General features: G+C 33.6%; 16 protein-coding genes. 9 read left to right on the top strand and 7 right to left on the bottom strand.

Going from position 1 to position 22,070, the window contains the following annotated elements; all coding sequences use genetic code 11:
* Positions 1–26: 26 nt before the first annotated feature.
* The 3 genes from CL818_RS01445 to CL818_RS01435 all read left to right on the top strand — a co-directional run bounded on the left by CL818_RS01445 (position 27) and on the right by CL818_RS01435 (position 3,264).
* Entirely contained in the window at positions 27–1,118 is a 1,092-nt protein-coding gene (locus CL818_RS01445; RefSeq protein WP_272974278.1) for an esterase-like activity of phytase family protein, read from the top strand.
* Positions 1,119–1,120: 2 nt separating this feature from the next.
* A complete protein-coding gene (locus tag CL818_RS01440) occupies positions 1,121–1,624 on the top strand; it encodes a SixA phosphatase family protein (protein WP_272974279.1) in 504 nt (167 codons plus the stop codon).
* A gap of 434 nt (positions 1,625–2,058) precedes the next feature.
* Entirely contained in the window at positions 2,059–3,264 is a 1,206-nt protein-coding gene (locus CL818_RS01435; RefSeq protein ID WP_272974280.1) for a hypothetical protein, read from the top strand.
* An 80-nt stretch (positions 3,265–3,344) separates the two neighbouring features.
* Here the strand turns inward: CL818_RS01435 and CL818_RS01430 are convergent, their stop codons facing one another.
* From CL818_RS01430 to glmM, 4 genes are all read right to left on the bottom strand, one after another.
* Entirely contained in the window at positions 3,345–4,799 is a 1,455-nt protein-coding gene (locus CL818_RS01430; RefSeq protein WP_272974281.1) for an oligosaccharide flippase family protein, read from the bottom strand.
* Positions 4,799–6,094, bottom strand: coding sequence for a glycosyltransferase family protein (locus CL818_RS01425; RefSeq protein WP_272974282.1), 1,296 nt, complete (start codon positions 6,092–6,094; stop codon positions 4,799–4,801). The genes CL818_RS01430 and CL818_RS01425 overlap by 1 nt, the downstream gene beginning before the upstream one ends.
* Positions 6,095–8,524 carry a YfhO family protein gene (locus CL818_RS01420; protein WP_272974283.1) on the bottom strand — a complete coding sequence of 810 codons (2,430 nt, stop codon included), beginning with the start codon at positions 8,522–8,524 and terminating at the stop codon, positions 6,095–6,097.
* An 89-nt stretch (positions 8,525–8,613) separates the two neighbouring features.
* Positions 8,614–10,002: a phosphoglucosamine mutase gene (glmM, locus tag CL818_RS01415; RefSeq protein ID WP_013187512.1), complete on the bottom strand. Its 1,389-nt coding sequence runs from the start codon at positions 10,000–10,002 to the stop codon at positions 8,614–8,616.
* A gap of 197 nt (positions 10,003–10,199) precedes the next feature.
* On the opposite strand from glmM, the gene CL818_RS01410 reads away from it, so the two are divergent.
* Together CL818_RS01410 and ggt are read left to right on the top strand one after the other, a co-directional pair.
* A complete protein-coding gene (locus CL818_RS01410) occupies positions 10,200–10,805 on the top strand; it encodes an acyl carrier protein phosphodiesterase (RefSeq protein WP_272974284.1) in 606 nt (201 codons plus the stop codon).
* Positions 10,789–12,480: a gamma-glutamyltransferase gene (gene ggt, locus CL818_RS01405; protein WP_286971224.1), complete on the top strand. Its 1,692-nt coding sequence runs from the start codon at positions 10,789–10,791 to the stop codon at positions 12,478–12,480. The genes CL818_RS01410 and ggt overlap by 17 nt, the downstream gene beginning before the upstream one ends.
* Before the next feature lie 110 nt (positions 12,481–12,590).
* Here the strand turns inward: ggt and pheT are convergent, their stop codons facing one another.
* Positions 12,591–15,041: a phenylalanine--tRNA ligase subunit beta gene (gene pheT / locus CL818_RS01400; protein ID WP_339637918.1), complete on the bottom strand. Its 2,451-nt coding sequence runs from the start codon at positions 15,039–15,041 to the stop codon at positions 12,591–12,593.
* A gap of 136 nt (positions 15,042–15,177) precedes the next feature.
* On the opposite strand from pheT, the gene CL818_RS01395 reads away from it, so the two are divergent.
* The 4 genes from CL818_RS01395 (at position 15,178) to CL818_RS01380 (ending at position 19,254) form a co-directional block, all read left to right on the top strand.
* Complete coding sequence (locus tag CL818_RS01395) at positions 15,178–15,753, top strand: non-canonical purine NTP diphosphatase (protein ID WP_272974287.1); 576 nt, start codon at positions 15,178–15,180, stop codon at positions 15,751–15,753.
* Between the two features lie 165 nt (positions 15,754–15,918).
* Positions 15,919–17,847, top strand: a complete 1,929-nt coding sequence (locus CL818_RS01390; RefSeq protein ID WP_272974288.1) for a DEAD/DEAH box helicase — start codon at positions 15,919–15,921, stop codon at positions 17,845–17,847.
* 112 nt (positions 17,848–17,959) lie between these two features.
* Positions 17,960–18,718, top strand: a complete 759-nt coding sequence (locus tag CL818_RS01385; protein WP_272974289.1) for a carboxypeptidase-like regulatory domain-containing protein — start codon at positions 17,960–17,962, stop codon at positions 18,716–18,718.
* Positions 18,719–18,732: 14 nt separating this feature from the next.
* Positions 18,733–19,254 (top strand): DUF6265 family protein, encoded by a 522-nt coding sequence (locus tag CL818_RS01380; RefSeq protein ID WP_272974290.1) that lies wholly within the window; start codon positions 18,733–18,735, stop codon positions 19,252–19,254.
* A 45-nt stretch (positions 19,255–19,299) separates the two neighbouring features.
* Here the strand turns inward: CL818_RS01380 and CL818_RS01375 are convergent, their stop codons facing one another.
* Complete coding sequence (locus CL818_RS01375) at positions 19,300–20,763, bottom strand: sigma 54-interacting transcriptional regulator (RefSeq protein WP_272974291.1); 1,464 nt, start codon at positions 20,761–20,763, stop codon at positions 19,300–19,302.
* 116 nt (positions 20,764–20,879) lie between these two features.
* Complete coding sequence (locus CL818_RS01370; protein ID WP_272974292.1) at positions 20,880–21,998, bottom strand: vWA domain-containing protein; 1,119 nt, start codon at positions 21,996–21,998, stop codon at positions 20,880–20,882.
* Positions 21,999–22,070: the final 72 nt, after the last annotated feature.

The raw sequence follows: 22,070 nt of genomic DNA, 5'->3' as shown, positions 1-22,070 counted from the left end.
CCTTAACAATATGTTATTTTTGCCAAATGAAATTTAAACAAATAGCTTTAATACTTTTAATATCAACAAGTTATTCTTGCAGTAGCTTAAAAGTAAGCAAGACACCTACCTATAAGGTTAATTATTTAGATGATTATATTTATCCTAAACAGGTGTTTATTGATGGTAATGAGATAGGTGGCCTGTCTGGAATAGATTATGATGGTACTGCGTATTATTTAATTTGTGACCAACCAAGCAAGCCAAGGTTTTATGAAGCAGATATTATATTAAAGGGCACTACAATAGATACCGTTGTTTTTTCTAAACAACATTTTATTAAAGCACCAAAAGCTATTAACTCTCAAACTTTAATGGATTTAGAATCTATAAGAAAAGTTGATAATGGATTTATAATTTCCAGTGAAGGCAGCATTACAAATAATAAAACGCCAATGGTCTTTTACACAGATAGTACTGGTGCGTTTATAAAATCTGCTTCAATACCAGAATACTTTACTTCTAAAGGTCCTCAAAAACCTAGAAACAATGGAGTATTTGAAGGGTTAACTAAAGCACATCTCGGTAAAGGATTTTGGGTAGCCACAGAGCTTCCTTTAGAATTGGATGGCCCAGAACCTAAAGTTTTTAATACAACCTCTTTAATAAGGTTTACTTTATTTAATGATAATGGTATTGCCATTAAACAATTACCATATAAGCTAGAACGCCTTCAGAAATTACCTTTATTACCATTTGGAGTAAACGGATTAACAGATATGCTACAAATATCTGAAAACCAATTTTTGGTATTGGAACGAAGCTACTCTGCTGGCTATGGTACAAACGGTAATGTGGTACAATTAATATTAGCTACTAATAATAATGCGACTAATACAATAAGTGATATTATCTTAGAAAAGAATGAACTTACTTATCTTGAAAAAGAGTTACTCTTCAATTTTAAATCTGTAAAAAAACAACTGACTAAGAAAAGTATAGATAATATTGAAGGTATTACGTTTGGTCCTAAATTGCCGAACGGAAATTTATCGTTAATTTTAGTGTCAGACAATAATTTTAATAGCTTAGGAGAGCAACTTAATCAATTTATCTTACTAGAGCTTATACCCCAATAATTATGAAATATTTACTTATACTTTTATTAGCAGTTGCTTGCAAGGGACAATCCAATCAATCTGATGATACGGTGTACTATCTTATAAGACACGCAGAAAAAGACAGAAGCAACAGTAATAATAGTAATCCACATTTAAATGCAATGGGTAAAGAGCGTGCACAAGAATGGAAAACTAGATTAGGAGACAAAGGCATTAATGCTATATATATTACAGATTTTAATAGAACAAGGGAAACTGCAGCACCTTTGGCCACATATTTAAATTTAGAACCGAAAATTTATAGTGCAACAGATTTATATTCTAAAAGTTTTAAAGCTGAAACTAAAGGACAAACAGTTTTAATAGTTGGTCATAGTAATACAACGCCAGCATTTGTAAATTCAATTTTAAACGATACTACTTATAAAGAGTTAAATGACTCTAATAATGGCGCCTTATTTAAGGTCACATTTATTGATGGAAAACCACAAGTAAGCCTACATCAATTTGAAGACGGATTTTAATTTTTCAACAAAAGTTAAAGTTTAAATAAATGTATGATTTTCTGTAATTTTTCGGACTCTTTTTCGTCTAATTATATAGAGAACCAATAAAATATATTTAACGTAAGTATTGTTAATCAACCAGTTCAATTAAAAAAATTACTCTAAAGAATATTTAGAAGCTTTGAAAAAGAAAATTAGTTGGTGTTAATATTTTGGCATCATAATTGAATTAATAATTTTGGTTGGTTAGTTAGAAAAACCTCGAATCGCTTTATAGCATTCGGGGTTTTTCGTTTTTAATAGTTTTTTTGCCCTTTAAACACTTCTACTCTAATACAATATCACATATACAACTGGTAATTAGGTTTTTACATTTTTGGCACGCTGATTGTTTATAGATTAACAACTCAGTTAAACAATTTAATTGAGATGTAACATTAAAACCCTAAGCTATGAAAAACTTAATGACATTACTTGCGGTATTCTTTATAGGATATACAGCAAGTGCAGACACAGGGAAAGATAGGAGTACCACAACATTTAACTATTATAATGGTGAGAGCTTTATTTTCACAGAAGGTAATGTAGAGTTTTCTGTTTTTCCAGATGGACAATTCGACTTTAGATATATAGGCCCACAACAAGGTACACATGTTTCAATTGGTGGCCCAAACGTAAATATTAGTTTTAACGCTGGTTACGATTATGCTCCATATATACAACGTGACGATTATGGTGCTGTAATACAGATTGAAGATGTGCCAGTGTATTATGATTACTATGGTAGGATTATTAGAGCAGGAAATATTGTATTAGATTATAACAGATTTGGACTTGCACAGGTTGGTAACTTATATATTAACTATAACAATTACGGACGTTATGTAGGTACAAGAGGTTTTATTAATGTATATAACAGACATTATGTTTACAGACCTTGGCACCAGTATTATGTAAGACCTGTATTTTCTAACTGTATAGTGTTTACAAGACCTTACAGAGCATATTACAATCCTGTAAGATATAGTTATGCTGTTCATTATAACTATTATAGAACTGGATGGTATAAGAAGCATTACAAGTCTAATTATTACAGACCAGGACAGAAAGTGCGTTCTTATAATAGAGGACAGCGTTTATCAAGACAACGTGATCTTGCACAAGTAAGAAACAGAAGCAATCAATCTTATGCAAGAACTAGTACTAGAGTAAGCAGATCTAACCGTGAAGGCTTATCTAACCAAAACTCTAGAAGTAGAACCGATAGAACCATAATTTCTAGAACAGGAAATACGAGAAGTAATAATGCTGGACGTGCTACAACGAACACTAGGGGAAACTCTAATGCAACAAGAACACGAAGCAATACAAGCTCAAGAGCTGTAACACCAAGTACGAGAACAAACTCTAGAGTAAAAGCTACTACTAGAACTACAACACCTAGAGCTACTCGTACAAATACAACAAGGTCGAGTAATAACAGTGCTAGAGTTAAAAGTAATACGAGTAGAGCGTCTAAAGCTGTAAAGAGTAATAGAACATCAAGATCTTCAGCAAAAGCAAGAACTTCTACTAACTCTCGAGTTAAAGCTAGTTCTTCAAGAGGATCTTCAAACAACAGAGCCTCTTCAACAACAACTAGACGAAGAGGAAATTAAAATTTTTGGTTGGTTAGTTTGACAAGCCCTAAAGCAAATAGCTTCCCCAAGCGAATTGCTTTGGGGCTTTTCTTTTTATCCTATCGCTTTAAATAAGTATCTATAATTTGTGAAACATCATTTGAGAGTTTCAGCTTCCAAGAAAATCCAACAAATAACAACCCGAGTATTACAGATTTTAAAGCAATATTAAGTAGTGGTTGAAAATTGAAATCCCAAAAATAAAAACTAAGTGTAAATAGAGCTATGAGACCTAATGAGACCCAAGTTCTTGATGAAAATGGATGCATCTTAAATTTTTTCCAAACCACAATTAGCTTTACTGTATTATAGGTAAAAAACGCAATAAACGTTGCATAACTAGCACCGTACACACCAAATCTTGGAATAAGTAAAATATTAAGTGCTACAGCCATAACAGCACATAGCACTCCTATTGCTAAGACTAACCTATAATAATCTGAATTAAATAAAATACTGTTATTATTCCCAATAAGATTTTCATACAACTTAACAATGCCTATTAAAATTACAATTGAGAATCCAATATGGTAATCCTGTGGTATCATCTCATACAACTCTCTAACATTACAAATTATAAGTAAGAATATAAGTCCTCCAACTATTAGCAGTGTGTTCGAGCTACGTTGGTATAAATTTTTTAACCCTGCATAATCCTTATCATTTAATAATTGTGCCGTAAGAGGATATGTAATTTGATGCATTGCTCTACTTGGGACAGCTATTACAGATGCTATATAAATTGAGATACCATATATAGCAACATTTTCAATTGGCAAATAATACTCAATCATCACTTTATCTAAGTCTAACAACATCATAGCAACACTTCCTGCTATGAAAATTAGTGCCGAATATTTTATAACACGTGATGCATTTTCCGGTAATTTAAATTGAAGTTTAGGCAAGTGCAACTTAAATGCAAATACCATCATCAATAACGTTCTTAATACATATACTGCCGTCATTATATATAAAAACAGCGGAATATCTATGACATTAATATAAAGTAACCCTAATAAGATCATAATGCAGGCTCTATGAAATACTTCTCGCATTATGTTCCCAAATGTGCTTTTTAAAAATACTTTACTCCAAGAAAAGAAGAGCTCGAAGTAAGCCATAGCAAAGGTTATTACAAAGATGAGCCAGGCATAAGGTTTTACCAATTCATTTTCTCCATTAAAATAAGACAGTACAAACGAATAGCCAAAATAACCTATTAAACCTAAGACTAAACCAACTAAGAGAGGCAATACCAAAACAAAACTAAATAGCTTCTCTTTTTCTTCCTGTTTAGAATACGAAGAGTAAAATTTAACCAATGTATTGTGAGTTCCTAAAGCCATTAATGGCCAGAACAACATACTCGCAGATAATATAAAAGATACCAAGCCATAATACTCTGGCGTCATGAAATTAGGATATAAAAACAGCACATTAATGGCACCCAACCCAAAACCTGCATAGGTACTCACTAAATTTTTAAAAGACTGTTTTAAAACAATACCCATTATGTGGTAACTTTTAAGATAACTTCTGAAAGTTGTTGCGTTAATTGTTTTCTAGAAAACTGCTCGATATTGGTAGAATTTATATAAAGCATCCCATTTTTGTAATCCTGAAATGCATTGAATATATAGTGTTTTAGAATGTCCTTTTCTTCATAATGAAAGACCTTACCAGAAGTTGTATCATTTATAATTTTAGAAACATCCCAATTTTTTGGACCTATAGCTAATATTGGTCGTTTAGCTAAAAGATACTCAAATACCTTACCTGCAATTATACCTTTAGTTTCATCAGAATCTATTTCAATTAACAACAAAAGTTGAGCGCTCTGCATTTCTTTGAACGCACTTTCATGAGTAATATAACCTAGTAAGTTTATATGGTTTTTTAAATTATAGCTTTGTATGATAGAAAGTAAATCCTCGCTAACTTTGCCTGCTAATTTAAGCTGAAATGCTTCTGAAAAATCTTTATGTTCTTCAATTAATTCCTGTAATGCCTGCCATAAAATCTGTGGATTTCTATCAGAAAGTAAAGAACCTATGTGCGCTAAAGTAAATTTAGCATCCAAAGTTACTTTTGTATTTAATTTAAAATCTGAAGCATTGTAACCATTTGTAATAACTGAAATTGGTTTTTCAGTTAGCGCTTCAAATTCTTTTTTTGTTGTAAAGCTAGTAGTTATAATATGATCTGCAGTGTTTAGGACTGAAGCTTCTAATGCCAGATGTTTACGTTTTGCCCAAGGCATTAGCTTTAGCTTTTTATGATAACCAATTGTTGTCCAAGGATCTCGAAAATCTGCAAGCCAAGTAAGATCCAGCTGTTCTTTAAGTTGCTTTCCTATAAGATGGAGACTGTGTGGAGGTCCTGTTGTTATAACAGCATTTACAGGATTGTTATTTAAGTATTCTTTTAAATAACATACCGAAGGCTTAACCCATGACTTTCGGGCATCTGGAATGAAGAAATTTCCTCGAACAAACAACAAAAACTTTTGTACTAAAGATTGTTTTTTCTCCTTAGGAATTAAGCCAGAACTTATTGAAGCTGTATCTTTTTTAGAAAAAAAATTAGCAAATCTATAAGGTTCTGAAATGGGTTGTTTTAAAACCTCAACATCTGGTATTTTAGATTGTAATGTTTCATCTAGTATTGGATAACTAGGGTTGTCCGGTAAGTATACTATTGGTTGTATATTAAAATTTGGTAAGTAATTTACAAATTGTAACCAACGTTGTACGCCAGGGCCACCAGCTGGCGGCCAATAATAAGCTATGATGAGAACTCGCTTCAATTACGTTTTATTTTTTTCCTTAAACTCATAAAAAATACCGCCTAAGATTAATAACATTAAAAGAATAGAGCTTGCTAAAACTATAGTACTACCAGTTTTAATAATTTTAGGTTCAAACCTAAATACAATTTCATGAGTTCCAGAAGGTATTTCAAGACCTCTTAACGTATAATTGACTCTTAAAATATCGACTTCTTTTTCATCTATATAAGCTTTCCAACCGTTTTCATAGTAGATCTCTGAAAAGACAGCAAATGCATCTTGAGAAGACTTACTCTCATAAATTAATTCGTTAGGTTGATAACTCTTTAAGTTTATAGTAGCCGTAGAATCTTTTTTAAATGTGTGCTGCTTTAGGTTTGAAGTAAATTCTGGAGTAATTAACGCTTTCTCTTTTGTGTTTAGGAAACTTAAATAAAGAATTACTTCATTATCAGTTCTTGTTTCTTGAATACTATCCACAAACCAAGCGTTTCCGTTAGCATACGGATTTCGTTGTGCAAATAGGTTTCCTTCATTTTTAATAATATTATACTTAACATTAAGCATATTTAAAACCGCTTGATTGCCTTCATACACATGAAATTCAAACAAGTCTTGCATACGTTTTGGCTTTGCACCGTGATATCCACCAATTGAGTTATGAAAGAATGATGCTCTAGCTGAATTTAATGGGCTTCCGCTTAAGTCTAAAACACGATAGTTTCCTTTATCTTTTAAAATTTCCTGGTCTGCACTGTTAGGTTGAAATGGCTGATCTATTAAATATTTAGACACAAAGTTATCATCATTAACGTAACGCTTATCTACACCAACTAAATCAAATAAAACTAAGATCACCAAACCTGCCACTACAAGCTTTTCATTTATTTTTTCCTTAATGTAACCAAAGATTAAAACAGCAACTAACGCAATAAGTATTAGTGTTCTTAAAGTATCTTCAGATAAGAGTGTAGCACGATCTTCACGGATGGCCTTTACAAAATCGACACCCATTTGTTCTATAAACATAGTATCATAAGGGCTTTCGAAATTGAAAAGTGTGTTTTTAAAGGCTAAAATTATTAGTGTTATTCCGCCAAGTATAATACTAGTCCATTTTAAAGCATTTAACTTTTCTTCTTTACGTACTATGCTATTAAATAGTTGAGTTAGTCCAAACACAGCTAAAATAGGTATACACAACCTTAAAATAACCTGAGTTGTAGATACAGCTCTAAACTTATCATACATTGGTACATAATCTATAAAGAAACGTGTGAGAAACTCTAGATTTTTTCCCCAACTTAAAAACAGAGATAATACAATACCTGCTACTACCCAATATTTTAATCTGCCATTTACCATAAACAAGGCAAACACAAATAAAAATATAATAGTAGCTCCTACATATGCTGGTGCTCCAACAAAGGTTTGGTCTCCCCAATACATTGGGACTTGTTGTACAAATTGATTAGCTTGTTGTGGTGAAGCTCCTAATTTAATAACTTCCTCAACTGTTTTAGAGTCCTCAGGAAGCGACTCTAAAGAAGAGCCACCCATAAATCTTGGAATAAATAAATTTAAGGTTTCTAAAATACCATAGCTGTATTCAGTAATATAATCAAAACTTAAACCATCTTGTTTTTCTGAAATGGAGCCATCTGTATTAACTGTAATAGCAGATTCTCCTCTTGTACTAAATGCTGTATATTCTTTAGTTGCTAAAAGACTGGTAGCGTTTGTGGCTATACCTATAACCACAGCAACTATCATAATACCTATACATTTAAAAAAGTGCGGCAGTTGTTTTTTCTTAATAGCATCTATTAAATAAACTATACCAATAATCACTACTAATAACAATAGGTAATATGTCATTTGAAAATGGTTAGCCATTATTTCCAAACTCATACTAACAGCCAATAAGAGAAATCCCCAAATATGACGCCCTTTAAATATGAGTAAAATTCCTGCTAGTACTAAAGGCATATATGCAATAGCATGAGCTTTTGCATTGTGGCCGGCACTTAATATATCTAACATATTGGTAGATAACCCAAATGCCAAAGATGCTATTATAGCTAACTTCCAGTCTACTTTTAAAATAATTAACAGTATATAAATACCAATAAAAAACAAGAACATATAATCTGCTGGTCTAGGCAGAAAACGTAATGTTCTATCTAACATTTTATTAAAACTATAAGGGTATTGCGCGCCTAATTGATAGGTAGGCATACCACCAAAAGCTGCATTTGTCCAATAGGGTTCTTCACCAGTAGCATCTCTAAAATCTGTTTGCTCTTTAGACATCCCTTTATACTGAGCTATATCACTTTGATTAAGTTTTTTGCCCTCTAACAATGGACTGAAGTAAGCCATTGAGACTATTATAAAGCCTATTATTACAAGTATGTGAGGAATTAGTTTTTTAATGCTTGGATTCATGTGTTGGTTTTATCTATCCATTAGTGAGTTTAAAAGCTCTTGTATGCAAAAAAAAGGTCAATACACTAAATGCTTCTTGACCTTTACATTTATTTTTTAGCAATACTCTCAACAACTGTCATCATGTCTTTAGCTAGTTGATCTGCTTCTTCTTGACTTTTTGCTTCGGTATAAACCCTAATTATAGGCTCTGTATTACTTTTTCTCAAGTGAACCCAATTTTCTGCAAAATCTATTTTTACACCATCAATTGTGGTAACTTCTTCATCTTTGTAATGCGCTTCAACAGCTTCTAAAATAGCATCTACATCTAACTCTGGTGTTAACTGTATTTTATTCTTGCTCATAAAATAGCTAGGGTATGTTGCCCTAAGCTCAGAAACTTTCATCTTCTTTTCTGCTAAGTGCGTTAAAAATAATGCTACTCCAACAAGGCTATCACGACCGTAATGTAATTCTGGATAAATAATACCTCCATTGCCTTCTCCACCAATTACAGCATCTGTATCTTTCATAAGCTGTACAACATTAACCTCTCCAACAGCACTTGCTTGGTAACTACCACCATGTTTCTCCGTAACATCTCTTAATGCTCTAGAAGAACTCATATTACTAACAGTGTTTCCTTTTTGCTTTCCTAAGATATAATCTGCAACAGCTACCAATGTGTATTCTTCACCAAACATTTCTCCTGTTTCATCAATAAACGCTAAGCGATCTACATCTGGATCTACAACAACACCAAAATCTGCATGTTCTTCAACTACAAGTTTACAAATATCTCCTAAGTGTTCTTTTAAGGGTTCTGGATTATGTGGAAATTGACCATTAGGTTCGCAATAAAGTTTTACTGTTTCTACACCTAGCTCATTTAAAAGCATTGGTATTGCTAAACCACCAGTACTATTAACACCATCTACCACAACCTTAAAGTTTGCTTTTCTTATTGCATCGGCATCTACCAAATCTAGGTTTAAAATTTCTTCAATATGCAAATCAAAGTACGCATCGTTCTTAGTTATTTCTCCAAGATCATCAACTTCAGCAAATGTTATATTTGCACCTTCTGCTATGTCTAATATTTTTTGTCCTTCAGCACCATTCAAAAATTCACCTTTATGGTTTAAAAGTTTAAGTGCATTCCATTGTTTGGGGTTGTGACTTGCAGTTAAAATTATACCACCATCGGCGTGCTCCATTGGCACGGCAACCTCAACAGTTGGAGTTGTAGAAAGTCCTAAATCTATAACATGAATTCCTAAACCAACTAGGGTATTCATTACTAAGTTTTGTATCATTTCTCCAGAAATACGAGCATCTCTACCTACAACAACTCTATAATTATCTTTAGTTCTTTGCTGCTTTAGCCAAGTACCATAAGCACTTGCAAATTTAACAGCATCAATTGGTGTTAAGTTATCTCCTACATTACCACCAATGGTACCGCGTATTCCTGATATAGATTTTATTAGAGTCATTCTTAAGTTTTAAATTTTGATAATTAGCTGGTTAGAAAATTAGTGATATGTAATTTAAACAACGTTAGCTTTACTTTAAAAGTCTTTTTAACCACTAAATTGTAACGATTTATGGTGTTGAAATTCTCTAAAGAGACATTCATTAATTTTCAAGAACAAATATACTATTTCAAAACCGATGTTGTAACTTCGGCCTAATGAATTACCTTGCTCATATTTACCTGTCTAAGGATGACGATTTGCTCAAAATAGGGAATTTTGCTGCAGACTCCATTAAAGGAAAGTCATTTTTAAAATATCCAGAGCGTATGCGCACAGGAATTACCTTGCACCGTGCGATAGACACCTACACAGACTCACACCCTATAGTTAGAGAAAGTGTATCTCGCCTCTTTCCCAAATACTCTCATTACAGTACCGTTATCGTAGATATTCTTTATGACCATTATTTAGCCAAAAACTGGAACGATTTTCATCCACAACCGCTATCAGAATATGTAAATGAATTTTATACACTCCTAGAAAACCAATACAGTATTTTACCCAAACGTGTACAATCATTTCTGCCAGTGATGACAGAGCATAATTGGTTATTAAGTTATGCTACTATTGATGGCATTGGAAAGATTTTATATCAAATGAACATTAGAACAAAACGCCGAAGTGATATGCATTTGGCAGTTTATGATTTACAGAAATTCTACTCAGAATTTGAAAAAGAATTTCGAACGTTTTTTGAAGATTTAGAAACTTACGTAGAAGACTTACTTCCAACATTATTATCTCATGAGAATTTACATTAGCCTCCTATTTTTATGCATTGTAGCTTTAAGTTGTAAAACTAAACCAGAGCCTAAAAAAACACCAAAATATGGACCTATTGCAGAAAACGCTATGGTAGTTTCTGCAAGAGCAGAGGCTTCTAAGATAGGTAGTGAAATTCTTGAACAAGGCGGTAATGCCTTTGATGCAATGTTTGCCACAGAAATGGCTTTAGCAGTTACCTTTCCATTTGCAGGAAATCTTGGCGGTGGTGGTTTTATGGTGTATCGATTAGAAAATGGAGAAACAGGCGCATTGGACTATCGAGAAAAAGCACCATTATTATCTAGCAAAACAATGTACCAAGATAAAAACGGTAATATAATACCAAATTTAAGCACAGTTGGTGCAAAAGCTGTTGGTGTTCCTGGTACAATTGCAGGAATTTTTGAAGCACACAGAACTTTTGGAAGTATGCCAATAGACAGTTTATTAATGCCGGTAATTAAACTTGCAGAACAAGGCTACGTTATAACTAAAAACCAAAAAGAACGCCTTGAGTATTATGCGCCAGTTTTTGATTCGGTTAATGGTAAGACAACATTGTATTCTGAAACCCTTACAGATACAGTGAAAAATATTGCACTAGCTAAAACATTAAAACGAATTGCCACTAACGGAGAAAATGAGTTTTATACAGGTGAAACTGGACAAAAATTAGTGAAGTTTCTGTCAGAAAAAGGTGGTCTTATTACTCTTGAAGATTTAAAAGCCTACGATGCTGTATGGCGTGACCCAATCACATTTACATATGACAATTTAAAAATAATAAGTATGTCTCCTCCAAGTAGTGGTGGTATTTGCTTGGCTCAAATTATGGGAATGATAGAGCCGTATGATTTGCAACAGTATAAACACAACTCTGCTAAATACATACAACTTATAACAGAAGCAGAACGTCGCGCTTACGCAGACAGAAGTCATTGGTTAGGCGATCCAGATTTTACAGCCATTCCTTTAGATTCACTAATTTCTGAAGCTTATTTAACCCAAAGAATGAAAAGTTTTAGTTGGGATAATGCCACTAAATCTTCCAATGTTTCTCACGGAAATATAATAGGCTACGAGAGTGATGAAACTACACACTATTCTATAATAGATTCTTATGGAAATGCCATTTCTGTAACCACAACACTTAATGGCGCTTATGGTTCTAAATTATATGTGGATGAATTAGGTTTCTTTCTAAATAATGAAATGGACGATTTTAGCAGTAAGCCAGGCGTCCCTAATATGTTTGGATTAATTGGCGCAGAAGCAAATAGTATAGCTCCAGAAAAACGTATGCTAAGTAGTATGACTCCAACAATTGTTGAAAAAGATGGTAAACTTTGGATGAGTGTTGGCACACCAGGCGGAAGTACCATAATTACATCTGTACTACAGACTATCTTAAATGTGCAGGAGTTTAATATGACTATGCAAGAAGCAGTTGATGCTCCTAGATTTCATCACCAATGGCTACCAGATGTTATAAGGTTTGAACCAGATGTGTTTTCTACTGAAGAGTTGATTACACTTAAAGAAAAAGGTTACTTAATAAATGAAGAGGAAAGTCCTATTATAGGAAAGGTAGATGGTATTCTCATTATGCCAGATGGCAAGCTGGAAGGTGGCGCAGATAGACGTGGAGATGATACTGCAATTGGATTTTAAGACATCTCTAAATAAATAGAGCTCTACAGGAGTTTTAATTTACAATAGATTTAGAATTAAATGTTTTAATGCATTCCAACATATATTGAAATGCATTAAACACTTAATAATTATCTAAGCTCTGCTCCTAATTGGTTTTCGAATTGATGCTGCAATTTCCCCATGATTTTATCAACCTGTTTATCTGTCAAGGTTTTATTTTCATCTTGTAAAATAAAGCTCACTGCATAACTCTTCTTCCCGTTTGGTAAATTTTTTCCTTCATAAACATCAAAAAGACTTACATCTTTAAGTAGTTTACGTTCTGTTTTTTGTGCAATGTCATCTATCTGAGAGAAATTTACATTATCATCTAATAGTAAAGCAAAATCTCTTCTCACTTTAGGATATTTAGGAATGTCATTTAACTTAAAACGTTGTTTAGAAGCCATTAGCAACACATTGTCCCAATTAAAATCTGCAAAAAGCACATCTTGATCAACATTCATCTTTTTACAAAGAGTTTTGTTTACTATACCAAAATCTACCAAGGTTGTTTTTCCTAAAGAAATACTCATACCTTCAGAAAGATCGGAATGCTTTGTAGGCGCGTAATTAAGTTTAGAAATACCTAATCTATTTAAAATCGCTTCAATTGTACCTTTGAGCAAAAAGAAGTCGCTTGGCTTTTGCACTATATTCCAAGCCTCTGTATTACGATCTCCTGTTAAATAAATAGCTAAATGTTTAGCTTCTACTCTACCACTATCATAATTGTGGTAGGTTTTACCAAATTCAAACAATTTTAAATCGGCACGCTTTCTATTTACATTAAAAGCAATGGACTCTAAGCCTGAAAACAACATATTCTGTCTCAATACACTTAAATCCTGACTTAATGGATTTAGCATTTTAACTGCGTGCTTAGGATTAGATTGTTCACTTAGTTCTGCATAACGCTCTGCTGTTAAAGAATTAGACAGCATTTCGTAAAAGCCTTGAGACGTAAGTTGATTTCCTACAACGTTCTGTAATTTATAATCTTCAAATCGACCAGAATTAGACATAGAAGCATTTAACTTCTTACCAACCTTAATATTATTGTATCCATATACTCTAAGTATTTCTTCAATAACATCCGATTGTCTTTGCACATCTACTCTATAGGAAGGTATTGTAAGTCCTAAGCCAGTTTCTGTAACGTTGTTCACCTTTATTTCTAAAGATGCCAATATAGATTTAATAGTTTCTGTAGGTATTTCTTCACCTATAAGTGTATTAATCTTATCGAATGTTAAAAAGACTTGAAAGTCTTCAAACTTTTTAGGGTAATAGTCTTCAGAATCCATTGTAACATCTCCACCCGCAAGTTCTTGTATTAACAAGACTGCTCGTTTTAATGCATATTCTGTACTTTCTGGATCTATTCCACGTTCAAACCTAAAAGATGCATCTGTATTTAACCCATGTCTTTTAGCTGTTTTACGTACGCTTACAGGGTTAAAATAAGCGCTCTCTAAGAAAATGCTATTTGTATGTTCTGTAACACCAGAATTTACACCTCCAAATACACCTGCAATACATAATGGTTTATTTGCATCGCAAATCATCAAATCATTTTCGTGTAACTCACGTTCTACCTCATCTAAAGTTGTGAATTTTGTTCCTGCAGGTAGCGTTTTTACATTTATAACATCACCTTCAATACGGTCTGCATCAAATGCATGTAATGGTTGTCCTAACTCATGCATAACATAGTTAGTAACATCTACCACATTGTTCTTAGGAGTTAATCCTATTGCTAACAATCTGTTCTTTAACCATTTTGGAGACTCTGCTACCTTAATACCAGTAATTGTCGTTCCGCAATACCTTGGTGCTAAATCTGTATCTTCAACATTAATAGCTATACGTCTGCTTCTATTTTCAACTTTAAATTTACTAACAGAAGGTGTATTTAAGGTAACGACATGCTCTTGCTGTATTAAACCTGCTTTTAAATCTCTAGCAACACCCCAATGACTCATGGCATCTGCTCTGTTTGGTGTTAATCCAATCTCAAATACTACATCATTCTCTATATCAAAGATATCTGCTACTGGTGTACCTACTTTAAGAGACTCATCTAATACCATAATACCATCATGGCTTTTCCCTAAGCCTAACTCGTCTTCGGCACAAATCATACCTTCACTAACCTCACCTCTTATCTTACCTTTTTTTATAACCCAAGGCTCACCATTCTCGTCATATAAAGTGCTACCTACTGTTACAACAGGTACTTTTTGACCTTTAGCTACATTAGGTGCTCCACATACAATATATAAAGGTGTTTGCTCTCCTACATTTACTGTGGTTACTTTTAATCGATCTGCATTAGGATGAGGCTCACACGTAAGCACTTCTCCTACAACAACACCTTCTAAACCACCTTTCACGCTTTGAAAGGCTTCAATACCTTCTACTTCAAGACCTAAATCTGTTAAAAGTTCACTTGTTTTTTCGGGTGCCCAGTCTATCTGGATAAACTGTTTAAGCCAGTTGTAAGAAATTTTCATTGCAATAATTTTTTCAGTGGGCAAAGATAGGATTTTCTTAGCATTCTTATTTTGAAAATTAAGTGATACCTATAGATTGTATATTCTTAAAAAAAACCACTTTCTAAGCTCTGGTTTGTATCTTTGCTACTATATTAAATCCTATCAATTTCAAGATACCATGAAACTTGTATTTGCTACACATAATAAAAATAAATTTGCTGAAGTAAAGGCATTAATGCCTGAATACATCGAGCTTTTATCTTTAACAGATATCGATTTTCATGATGATATAAGAGAAACAGAAGATACTATAGAAGGCAATGCAATATTAAAAGCAAACTATATTAAAGACAGACTTGGCTTTAATTGTTTTGCAGATGATACCGGTTTAGAGGTTGATGCGTTAGATGGTAAACCTGGTGTTTATTCTGCTAGGTATGCAGGAGAACAACGTAGTAGTGAAGACAATATGAATCTGTTACTCGATAACTTAAAAGATCAAGATAACAGAGCTGCGCAATTTAAAACCATTATTGCATTAGTTATAGATAAACAAAAGACTTTGTTTTCTGGAATATGCAGAGGTGAAATTATAAAAGAAAAAAGAGGCGAAAAAGGATTTGGTTATGATCCTATTTTTATACCGAATGCATCTAAAAAAACGTTTGCTGAAATGCCTCAAGATGAAAAGGCAAAGCACAGTCATCGTGGAAAAGCCATAAGAGAGCTTATAGATTATTTAAAAGAAGATTGATTTTCAATAGTTTACAATACATTTCTATTTAAAATTCATTACAAAATCTAATTGAATTATTATCATTAATAATCAATAAATAAACCGTACCTTTGCAAAAATTTTAACCGCCTTGAGAGTCGGTCGGCATTGGTGCAAAATTATTCTCGAGGTTTTACATACTATATGAATTTATTCGAGAAACTCGGCTTAAACGCCGAAATCGTTAACGCCGTTAACGATATGGGATTCACTGAACCTAGTGAAGTACAAGAAAAGGCCATCCCAATCCTATTAGAAAAAGACACAGATATTGTTGCGTTAGCGCAAACAGGTACTGGTAAAACTGCTGCTTTTGGTTTTCCTTTAATCCAAAAGATTGATCCTGGATACAAGAAAACTCAAGGGTTAATCCTGTCTCCAACACGTGAGCTTTGTCTTCAAATTACAAATGAGCTTCAAAATTACTCTAAATATGTAAAGGGATTAAATCCTGTTGCAGTTTATGGTGGCGCTAGCATTACAGAACAAGCTAAGCAAATAAAACGTGGTGCTCAGATTATTGTTGCTACGCCTGGTCGTATGCAAGATATGATAAGACGTGGTTTAGTTGACATTTCTGAAATACAATATTGTGTTTTAGATGAAGCAGATGAGATGTTAAATATGGGTTTCTATGATGATATCACAGAAATTCTTTCTCACTCACCAGAAGATAAATTTACTTGGTTATTTAGTGCAACAATGCCTAAAGAGGTAGCACGAATTGCTAAAGACTTTATGAATAATCCTGTTGAAATTACAGTAGGATCTAAAAATAAAGGTACAGAAAACGTATCTCACGAGTATTACCTAGTTGGTGGTCGTGACCGTTATAAAGCTTTAAAGCGTTTATGTGATGCAAACCCAGAGATTTTCTCTGTTATATTTTGCCGTACAAAACGTGATACTCAAAAAGTTGCAGAGCAATTAATACAAGATGGTTATAGCGCTGGCGCTATACACGGTGATTTAAGTCAAAACCAAAGAGATTTGGTAATGCGTAGTTTCCGTACACGCCAAATACAAATGCTTGTAGCTACAGATGTTGCTGCTCGTGGTATAGATGTAGATGATATTACTCACGTAATTCATTACACGCTTCCAGATGAGCCAGAAGTATATACGCACCGTAGTGGTCGTACTGGTCGTGCAGGAAAAAGTGGTACTTCTATGACTATTGCTACAAAAAGCGAAATGCGTAAGATTAAAGCTATTGAAAAACGCATACAACGTAACTTTGAGCGTAAAGATGTTCCTGATGGTGAAGAAATTTGCCAAGTTCAATTATTTCACCTTGCAAGCCAGATTAAGGATACAGAAATAAATCATGCAATTGATAAGTATGTACCTCAATTAGAAGAAGAGTTAGGTGATTACACTAAAGAAGAACTTATTAAAAAGTTTTTCTCTGTTGAATTTACAAGATTCCACAATTACTATAGTAAGGATAGCATAAGCCAAGTATCTGCAGACAATCGTGATTATAGTGAAGGAGACTCAGACAGTGTTCGTTACTTTATTAACGTTGGTGGTAAAGATGGTTTTGATTGGATGTCTTTAAAAGACTTCTTAAAAGAACAATTAGATTTAGATCGTGATGGCGTTTACAAAGTAGATGTTAAAAACACCTTCTCTTTCTTTAATACAGATGCAGACAAGCTTGATAAGGTTATGGAGGTTTTTGCAGATATGACTCACGAAGGTCGTAGTGTAAATGTTGAAGTGACTAAAGACAAAGGTGGCTCTGGTGGCGGCGGTGGTCGTAGATCTGGTGGTGGCGGTCGTCGTTCTGGCGGTGGTGGCTTTAAAGGAAAAGGCGGCGGTGGTCGTCGTTCTGGAGGAGACAGAAGTAAAAGCTCTAGAGATGGCGGTGGCTTTAAAGGTAAGCGCAGAAGTAGTGACAGCGATAGAGGCGACAGCGGAAGAGACAGAAAAAAATCTTCAAGACGCAGTAGCGATTCTTCTAGCAGAAGCTCAAGCCCTAAACGAGAAAGATCTTCTGAAGGCAGCGGAAGCACGAGAGCAGAAAATGTTAAAAGCTCTATAAGCAGAAGACGTTCTAGACGTAAATAATCATAAATATTAAAATGCCTTGCAACAATTACTTTGCAAGGCATTCTTTTTAATAACGACTTATTCTATATTTGATACGATTTTTTAGCACTAGAGCTTATTTACCTTATTTATGAAAACTTCATTTCCTTTACTTTTACTGTTATTACTTTTCGGTTTTACGGCACGCTCTCAAAAAACCGTAACAGGTATTGTACAAAGCGCCTCAAATGATAGGATACTTGAAAATGTAAACATTGTTAACCTTAACCAGGTTAAAGGAGCTACTACCAATGAAAAAGGTGAATTTGAAATTAGAGCAGAAGTAAATGATACCTTGTATTTTTCATATATAGGTTATAAATCTATTCAAGTAACAGTTTCTAATGACTGGCTTAAGTATGGTGATGTAAAAGTAAAAATGACAGAGGTTGGTATTGCCTTGGAAGAAGTAACTGTAAGACCTGTACAATTAACTGGTTATATAGAGATTGATGCTAAGAATATTCCTATTTACAACAACTATCGTTATTCTATTTCTGGTCTTAATACTGGCTATGAAGGTGGAGACAGACAGCCTAGTGCTGTAACTAAAGTCTTAGGCTCTATTTTTAATCCTGCAGATTTTTTATATAATGTTTTTGGTAAACGTCCAACACAAATGCGTAAGCTTAGACAGATGAAAGAAGATGATGAGATAAGAAATCTTTTGCAGACTAAGTATGATCGTGAGACACTACAAGCGCTACTACAAGTAAGCCGTGTTGATATTGATGAGATTTTAAGAAACTGCAACTACTCTAAAGATTTTATAAGCACCGCAAACGATTTACAGATACTAGATGCTATTTCTGGTTGTTATGAGGAATACAAAGTGCTGAAAAGAGATTAATTAATTATGTTAAGATGAAAATCATTAGCCTTTATCTGTTTGTAATTGGTCTTTTTATTTTTTCTTGTAAAGAAGATAAAAAATCTATTGAAACTGAACGCTCTATTACTTCTGAAACTTTAATAGATTCAACTAGCGTTAGTGATCTCAATACAACAGCTTTTGATTGGCTTTTAGGAAAATGGCAACGTACCAATGAGCAAAAAGAAAATTCTGAAACCTATGAGCATTGGGAGAAAATTAATGACTCCTACCAAGGTTTAGGATTTACTTTAAAAGGTAACGATACTATCTGGCAAGAACACATGCAATTATCTAAAGTTGATAATGCTTGGCAATTAGCTATTAAATCTCCTCAAGAAGAAGTAGCCACACTATTTAAAAACATACAACTTACTAAGGAAGAATTCACTTTTGAAAATCCAGATATCGAATTTCCTAATATTATAAATTATATTAATAAAGGGAATACATTTTACGCAAGCGTAAGTGGCAGCGAAATGAATATTAAATTTGAGTTTAAACGATTACAATAGTAACCTACTCTACAAAACATACCTACTGCCAATTATTTTTAATTATTACAGTCCACTTATGTAACCGCCGTAAATATCTTTAAAACGCATACCATTTGTCATTCTGTATTTACTAAGTTTATTATACTCTACTAATGCCCAAAGGACTAGTTCTTTTATAAAATACAGGTCATCTTCATTAACATCATCATCTATATGGTTTTCAATTAATGCTTGTAAAGGTTGAATTGAATCTAACTGAGATTTATATTCATCATTTGCAAAATTATCTAAAAGTTCAAACTTACTTTCTTCAAAAAACCATTCAACTAAATTTTGATAGGGATCTACATCATCTGCTTTCTGAAGCTTTTCAATTTTAGGAAAATATTCAATAAAGATTTGTTTTGTAGCTCTAGACAATAGTTGCATTGCCACTGCAGCAGAGCCTTCTTGCTCACCTTCATACACCAATTCAATTTTACCAGTAATACTAGGAATAACACCCATAAAATCACTGAATCTTACTGCTGTGGTGTCATCACCAGATAAAAACATTCTACGTTCTGCTGTACTTAGTAAATTTTCATAAGCAGTTATACTCATTCGGGCAGAGATGCCACTTTTTATATCTACAAACTCACTTTCCCTTGCTTGAAATGATAGTTCTTCCAATAAATTCTTAGCTATTTCAGGAACATGAACGGTGTCTTTTCTTACATCTGCCTTAGCTTCTTGCTGTGTAATGGTTTTAGCTATCTCAACAGTTTCTGGATAATGTGTTAGTATTTGAGATCCTATTCTATCTTTTAAAGGAGTTACGATACTTCCTCTATTTGTATAATCTTCAGGGTTTGCCGTAAATACAAATTGTACATCTAACGGCATGCGTAATTTAAATCCGCGAATTTGAATATCACCTTCCTGTAAAATATTGAATAATGCTACTTGTATGCGCGCTTGTAAATCTGGTAATTCATTAATTACAAAAATGCATCTGTTTGCTCGAGGAATCATTCCGAAGTGAATAACACGATCATCTGCATAACTTAGTTTTAAATTTGCTGCTTTAATAGGATCTACATCTCCAATTAAATCGGCTACTGTTACATCTGGTGTTGCTAGTTTTTCAGCAAAACGTTCATCTCTATGAAGCCACGAAACTGGCGTATCATCGCCTTTCTCAGCAATAAGCTCCACTGCAGTCCTTGAAATAGGATTAAATGGGTCGTCATTAATTTCTGAACCTTCAACAATAGGAATAAATTCATCTAACAAACCAACCATTAAACGCGCCAAACGTGTTTTTGCCTGTCCGCGTAGTCCTAATAGATTTATATTGTGTTTAGATAAAATTGCACGTTCCAATTCTGGTATTACTGTATATTCATAACCGTGAATACCTTCAAAAGAATTTTTTCCTGCTTTTATATTTTTTATTAAGTTATCGCGCAGCTCATCCTTTATTGATTTTGACTTGTAGCCTGAAGCTTTAAGCTGGCCTAATGTTGTTATATTTTCTTTACTCATAGTTTATATTCTCTTTCTGTTTAAAAACCACAGAAACTATTTTAAAATTCTCTCTTGAATGGGATTCTGAATCAAGTTCAGTATGACAAGAGCTTTCGTGTTACGTTACTTTACCCTTATCGTATGCGTTTTTTCCTATTCGCCTCATAATCGTGGAAAATCATTTCGCCTAAACCTTGCAGTCCTGTGTAAAATGCTTTCCCTTGATTTGCATCTGTAAATTCATCTACAAATTGCAGTAAATAAGGATCATTAGCTATCATAAACGTTGTAATAGGTATTCTTAGCTTTCTAGCTTGTTGTGCCATTGCATAGCACTTATTAACTATATGGGAATCTAAGCCATTACTGTTTTTGTAATATTGGCCATCTGGCAATTGTATACAACTTGGCTTTCCATCTGTTATCATGAAAATTTGTTTGTTGGAGTTTCGCAATCTGCGCAACATATCCATTGCCAACTGTAAACCAGCCACAGTATTTGTGTGGTAAGGTCCTACATTTAAATATGGTAAATCTTCAATTTTAATAGGCCAAGCATCATTACCGAACACTAAAATATCTAAGGTATCTTTTGGGTATCGTGTTGTAATTAATTCTGCTAAAGCCATAGCTACTTTTTTAGCAGGTGTAATACGGTCTTCCCCATATAATATCATTGAGTGAGAAATATCTATCATTAACACAGTGCTCATTTGTGCTTTATGCGAAGTATCTTCTACAACAAGATCATTTTCTGTTAAATGAAAATCGCCAATTCCATGATTAATTTGTGCATTACGTAAGCTTTCTGTTACCGATACGCGCTCTAAAGCATCTCCAAATTGATAATTCCTAAATTCACCCGTTTGCTCATCTCCAATGCCACTATGCTTTGTACGATGATTGCCTTGACCGGCACGACGCATTTTTCCGAAAATTTGTTCTAATGCTCGTTTTCGTAAAAGGCGTTCTGTTTTTGAAGTAATAGCCATTCCTCCTTTTTTGTCTGGCTTTACCTCTTCTCGTATGTAGCCTTTCTTTTTAAGGTCTTCAACAAAATCTTCTAAGGTATAATCTTCTGTAGTTAGCTCGTACTCGTCATCTAGTTGCTTCAGCCAATCCATAGCTTCATCAAAATCTCCAGAGGTATGTGTGATAAGCTCTTGAAACACATCAAAAAGACGCTCAAAAGGAGTTTGCTCTTCTGGGCTATGATGCGTAAAAACAATACCGTTTTTTAAATCCTTTTTCATTTTATTAAAAATACGATATTATGGAAGAAATTACCTCTCTAACAATCGTTAAGATTTATAGAAAGATAAGTG

This window comes from Croceibacter sp. (assembly GCF_002716225.1).
GTDB lineage: Bacteria > Bacteroidota > Bacteroidia > Flavobacteriales > Flavobacteriaceae > Croceibacter > Croceibacter atlanticus.
Note: the sequence above shows the minus strand (reverse complement) of the source record. Positions and strands in the feature narration are given on the sequence as shown.

Bases quoted from the DNA above. Each gene is read 5' to 3' on its own strand.
- CL818_RS01445 (WP_272974278.1), top strand. From the start codon at position 27: ATGAAATTTAAACAAATAGCTTTAATACTTTTAATATCAACAAGTTAT.
- CL818_RS01440 (WP_272974279.1), top strand. From the start codon at position 1,121: ATGAAATATTTACTTATACTTTTATTAGCAGTTGCTTGCAAGGGACAA.
- CL818_RS01435 (WP_272974280.1), top strand. From the start codon at position 2,059: ATGAAAAACTTAATGACATTACTTGCGGTATTCTTTATAGGATATACA.
- CL818_RS01430 (WP_272974281.1), bottom strand. From the start codon at position 4,799: ATGGGTATTGTTTTAAAACAGTCTTTTAAAAATTTAGTGAGTACCTAT.
- CL818_RS01420 (WP_272974283.1), bottom strand. From the start codon at position 8,524: ATGAATCCAAGCATTAAAAAACTAATTCCTCACATACTTGTAATAATA.
- glmM (WP_013187512.1), bottom strand. From the start codon at position 10,002: ATGACTCTAATAAAATCTATATCAGGAATACGCGGTACCATTGGTGGT.
- CL818_RS01410 (WP_272974284.1), top strand. From the start codon at position 10,200: ATGAATTACCTTGCTCATATTTACCTGTCTAAGGATGACGATTTGCTC.
- ggt (WP_286971224.1), top strand. From the start codon at position 10,789: ATGAGAATTTACATTAGCCTCCTATTTTTATGCATTGTAGCTTTAAGT.
- CL818_RS01395 (WP_272974287.1), top strand. From the start codon at position 15,178: ATGAAACTTGTATTTGCTACACATAATAAAAATAAATTTGCTGAAGTA.
- CL818_RS01390 (WP_272974288.1), top strand. From the start codon at position 15,919: ATGAATTTATTCGAGAAACTCGGCTTAAACGCCGAAATCGTTAACGCC.
- CL818_RS01385 (WP_272974289.1), top strand. From the start codon at position 17,960: ATGAAAACTTCATTTCCTTTACTTTTACTGTTATTACTTTTCGGTTTT.
- CL818_RS01380 (WP_272974290.1), top strand. From the start codon at position 18,733: ATGAAAATCATTAGCCTTTATCTGTTTGTAATTGGTCTTTTTATTTTT.
- CL818_RS01375 (WP_272974291.1), bottom strand. From the start codon at position 20,763: ATGAGTAAAGAAAATATAACAACATTAGGCCAGCTTAAAGCTTCAGGC.
- CL818_RS01370 (WP_272974292.1), bottom strand. From the start codon at position 21,998: ATGAAAAAGGATTTAAAAAACGGTATTGTTTTTACGCATCATAGCCCA.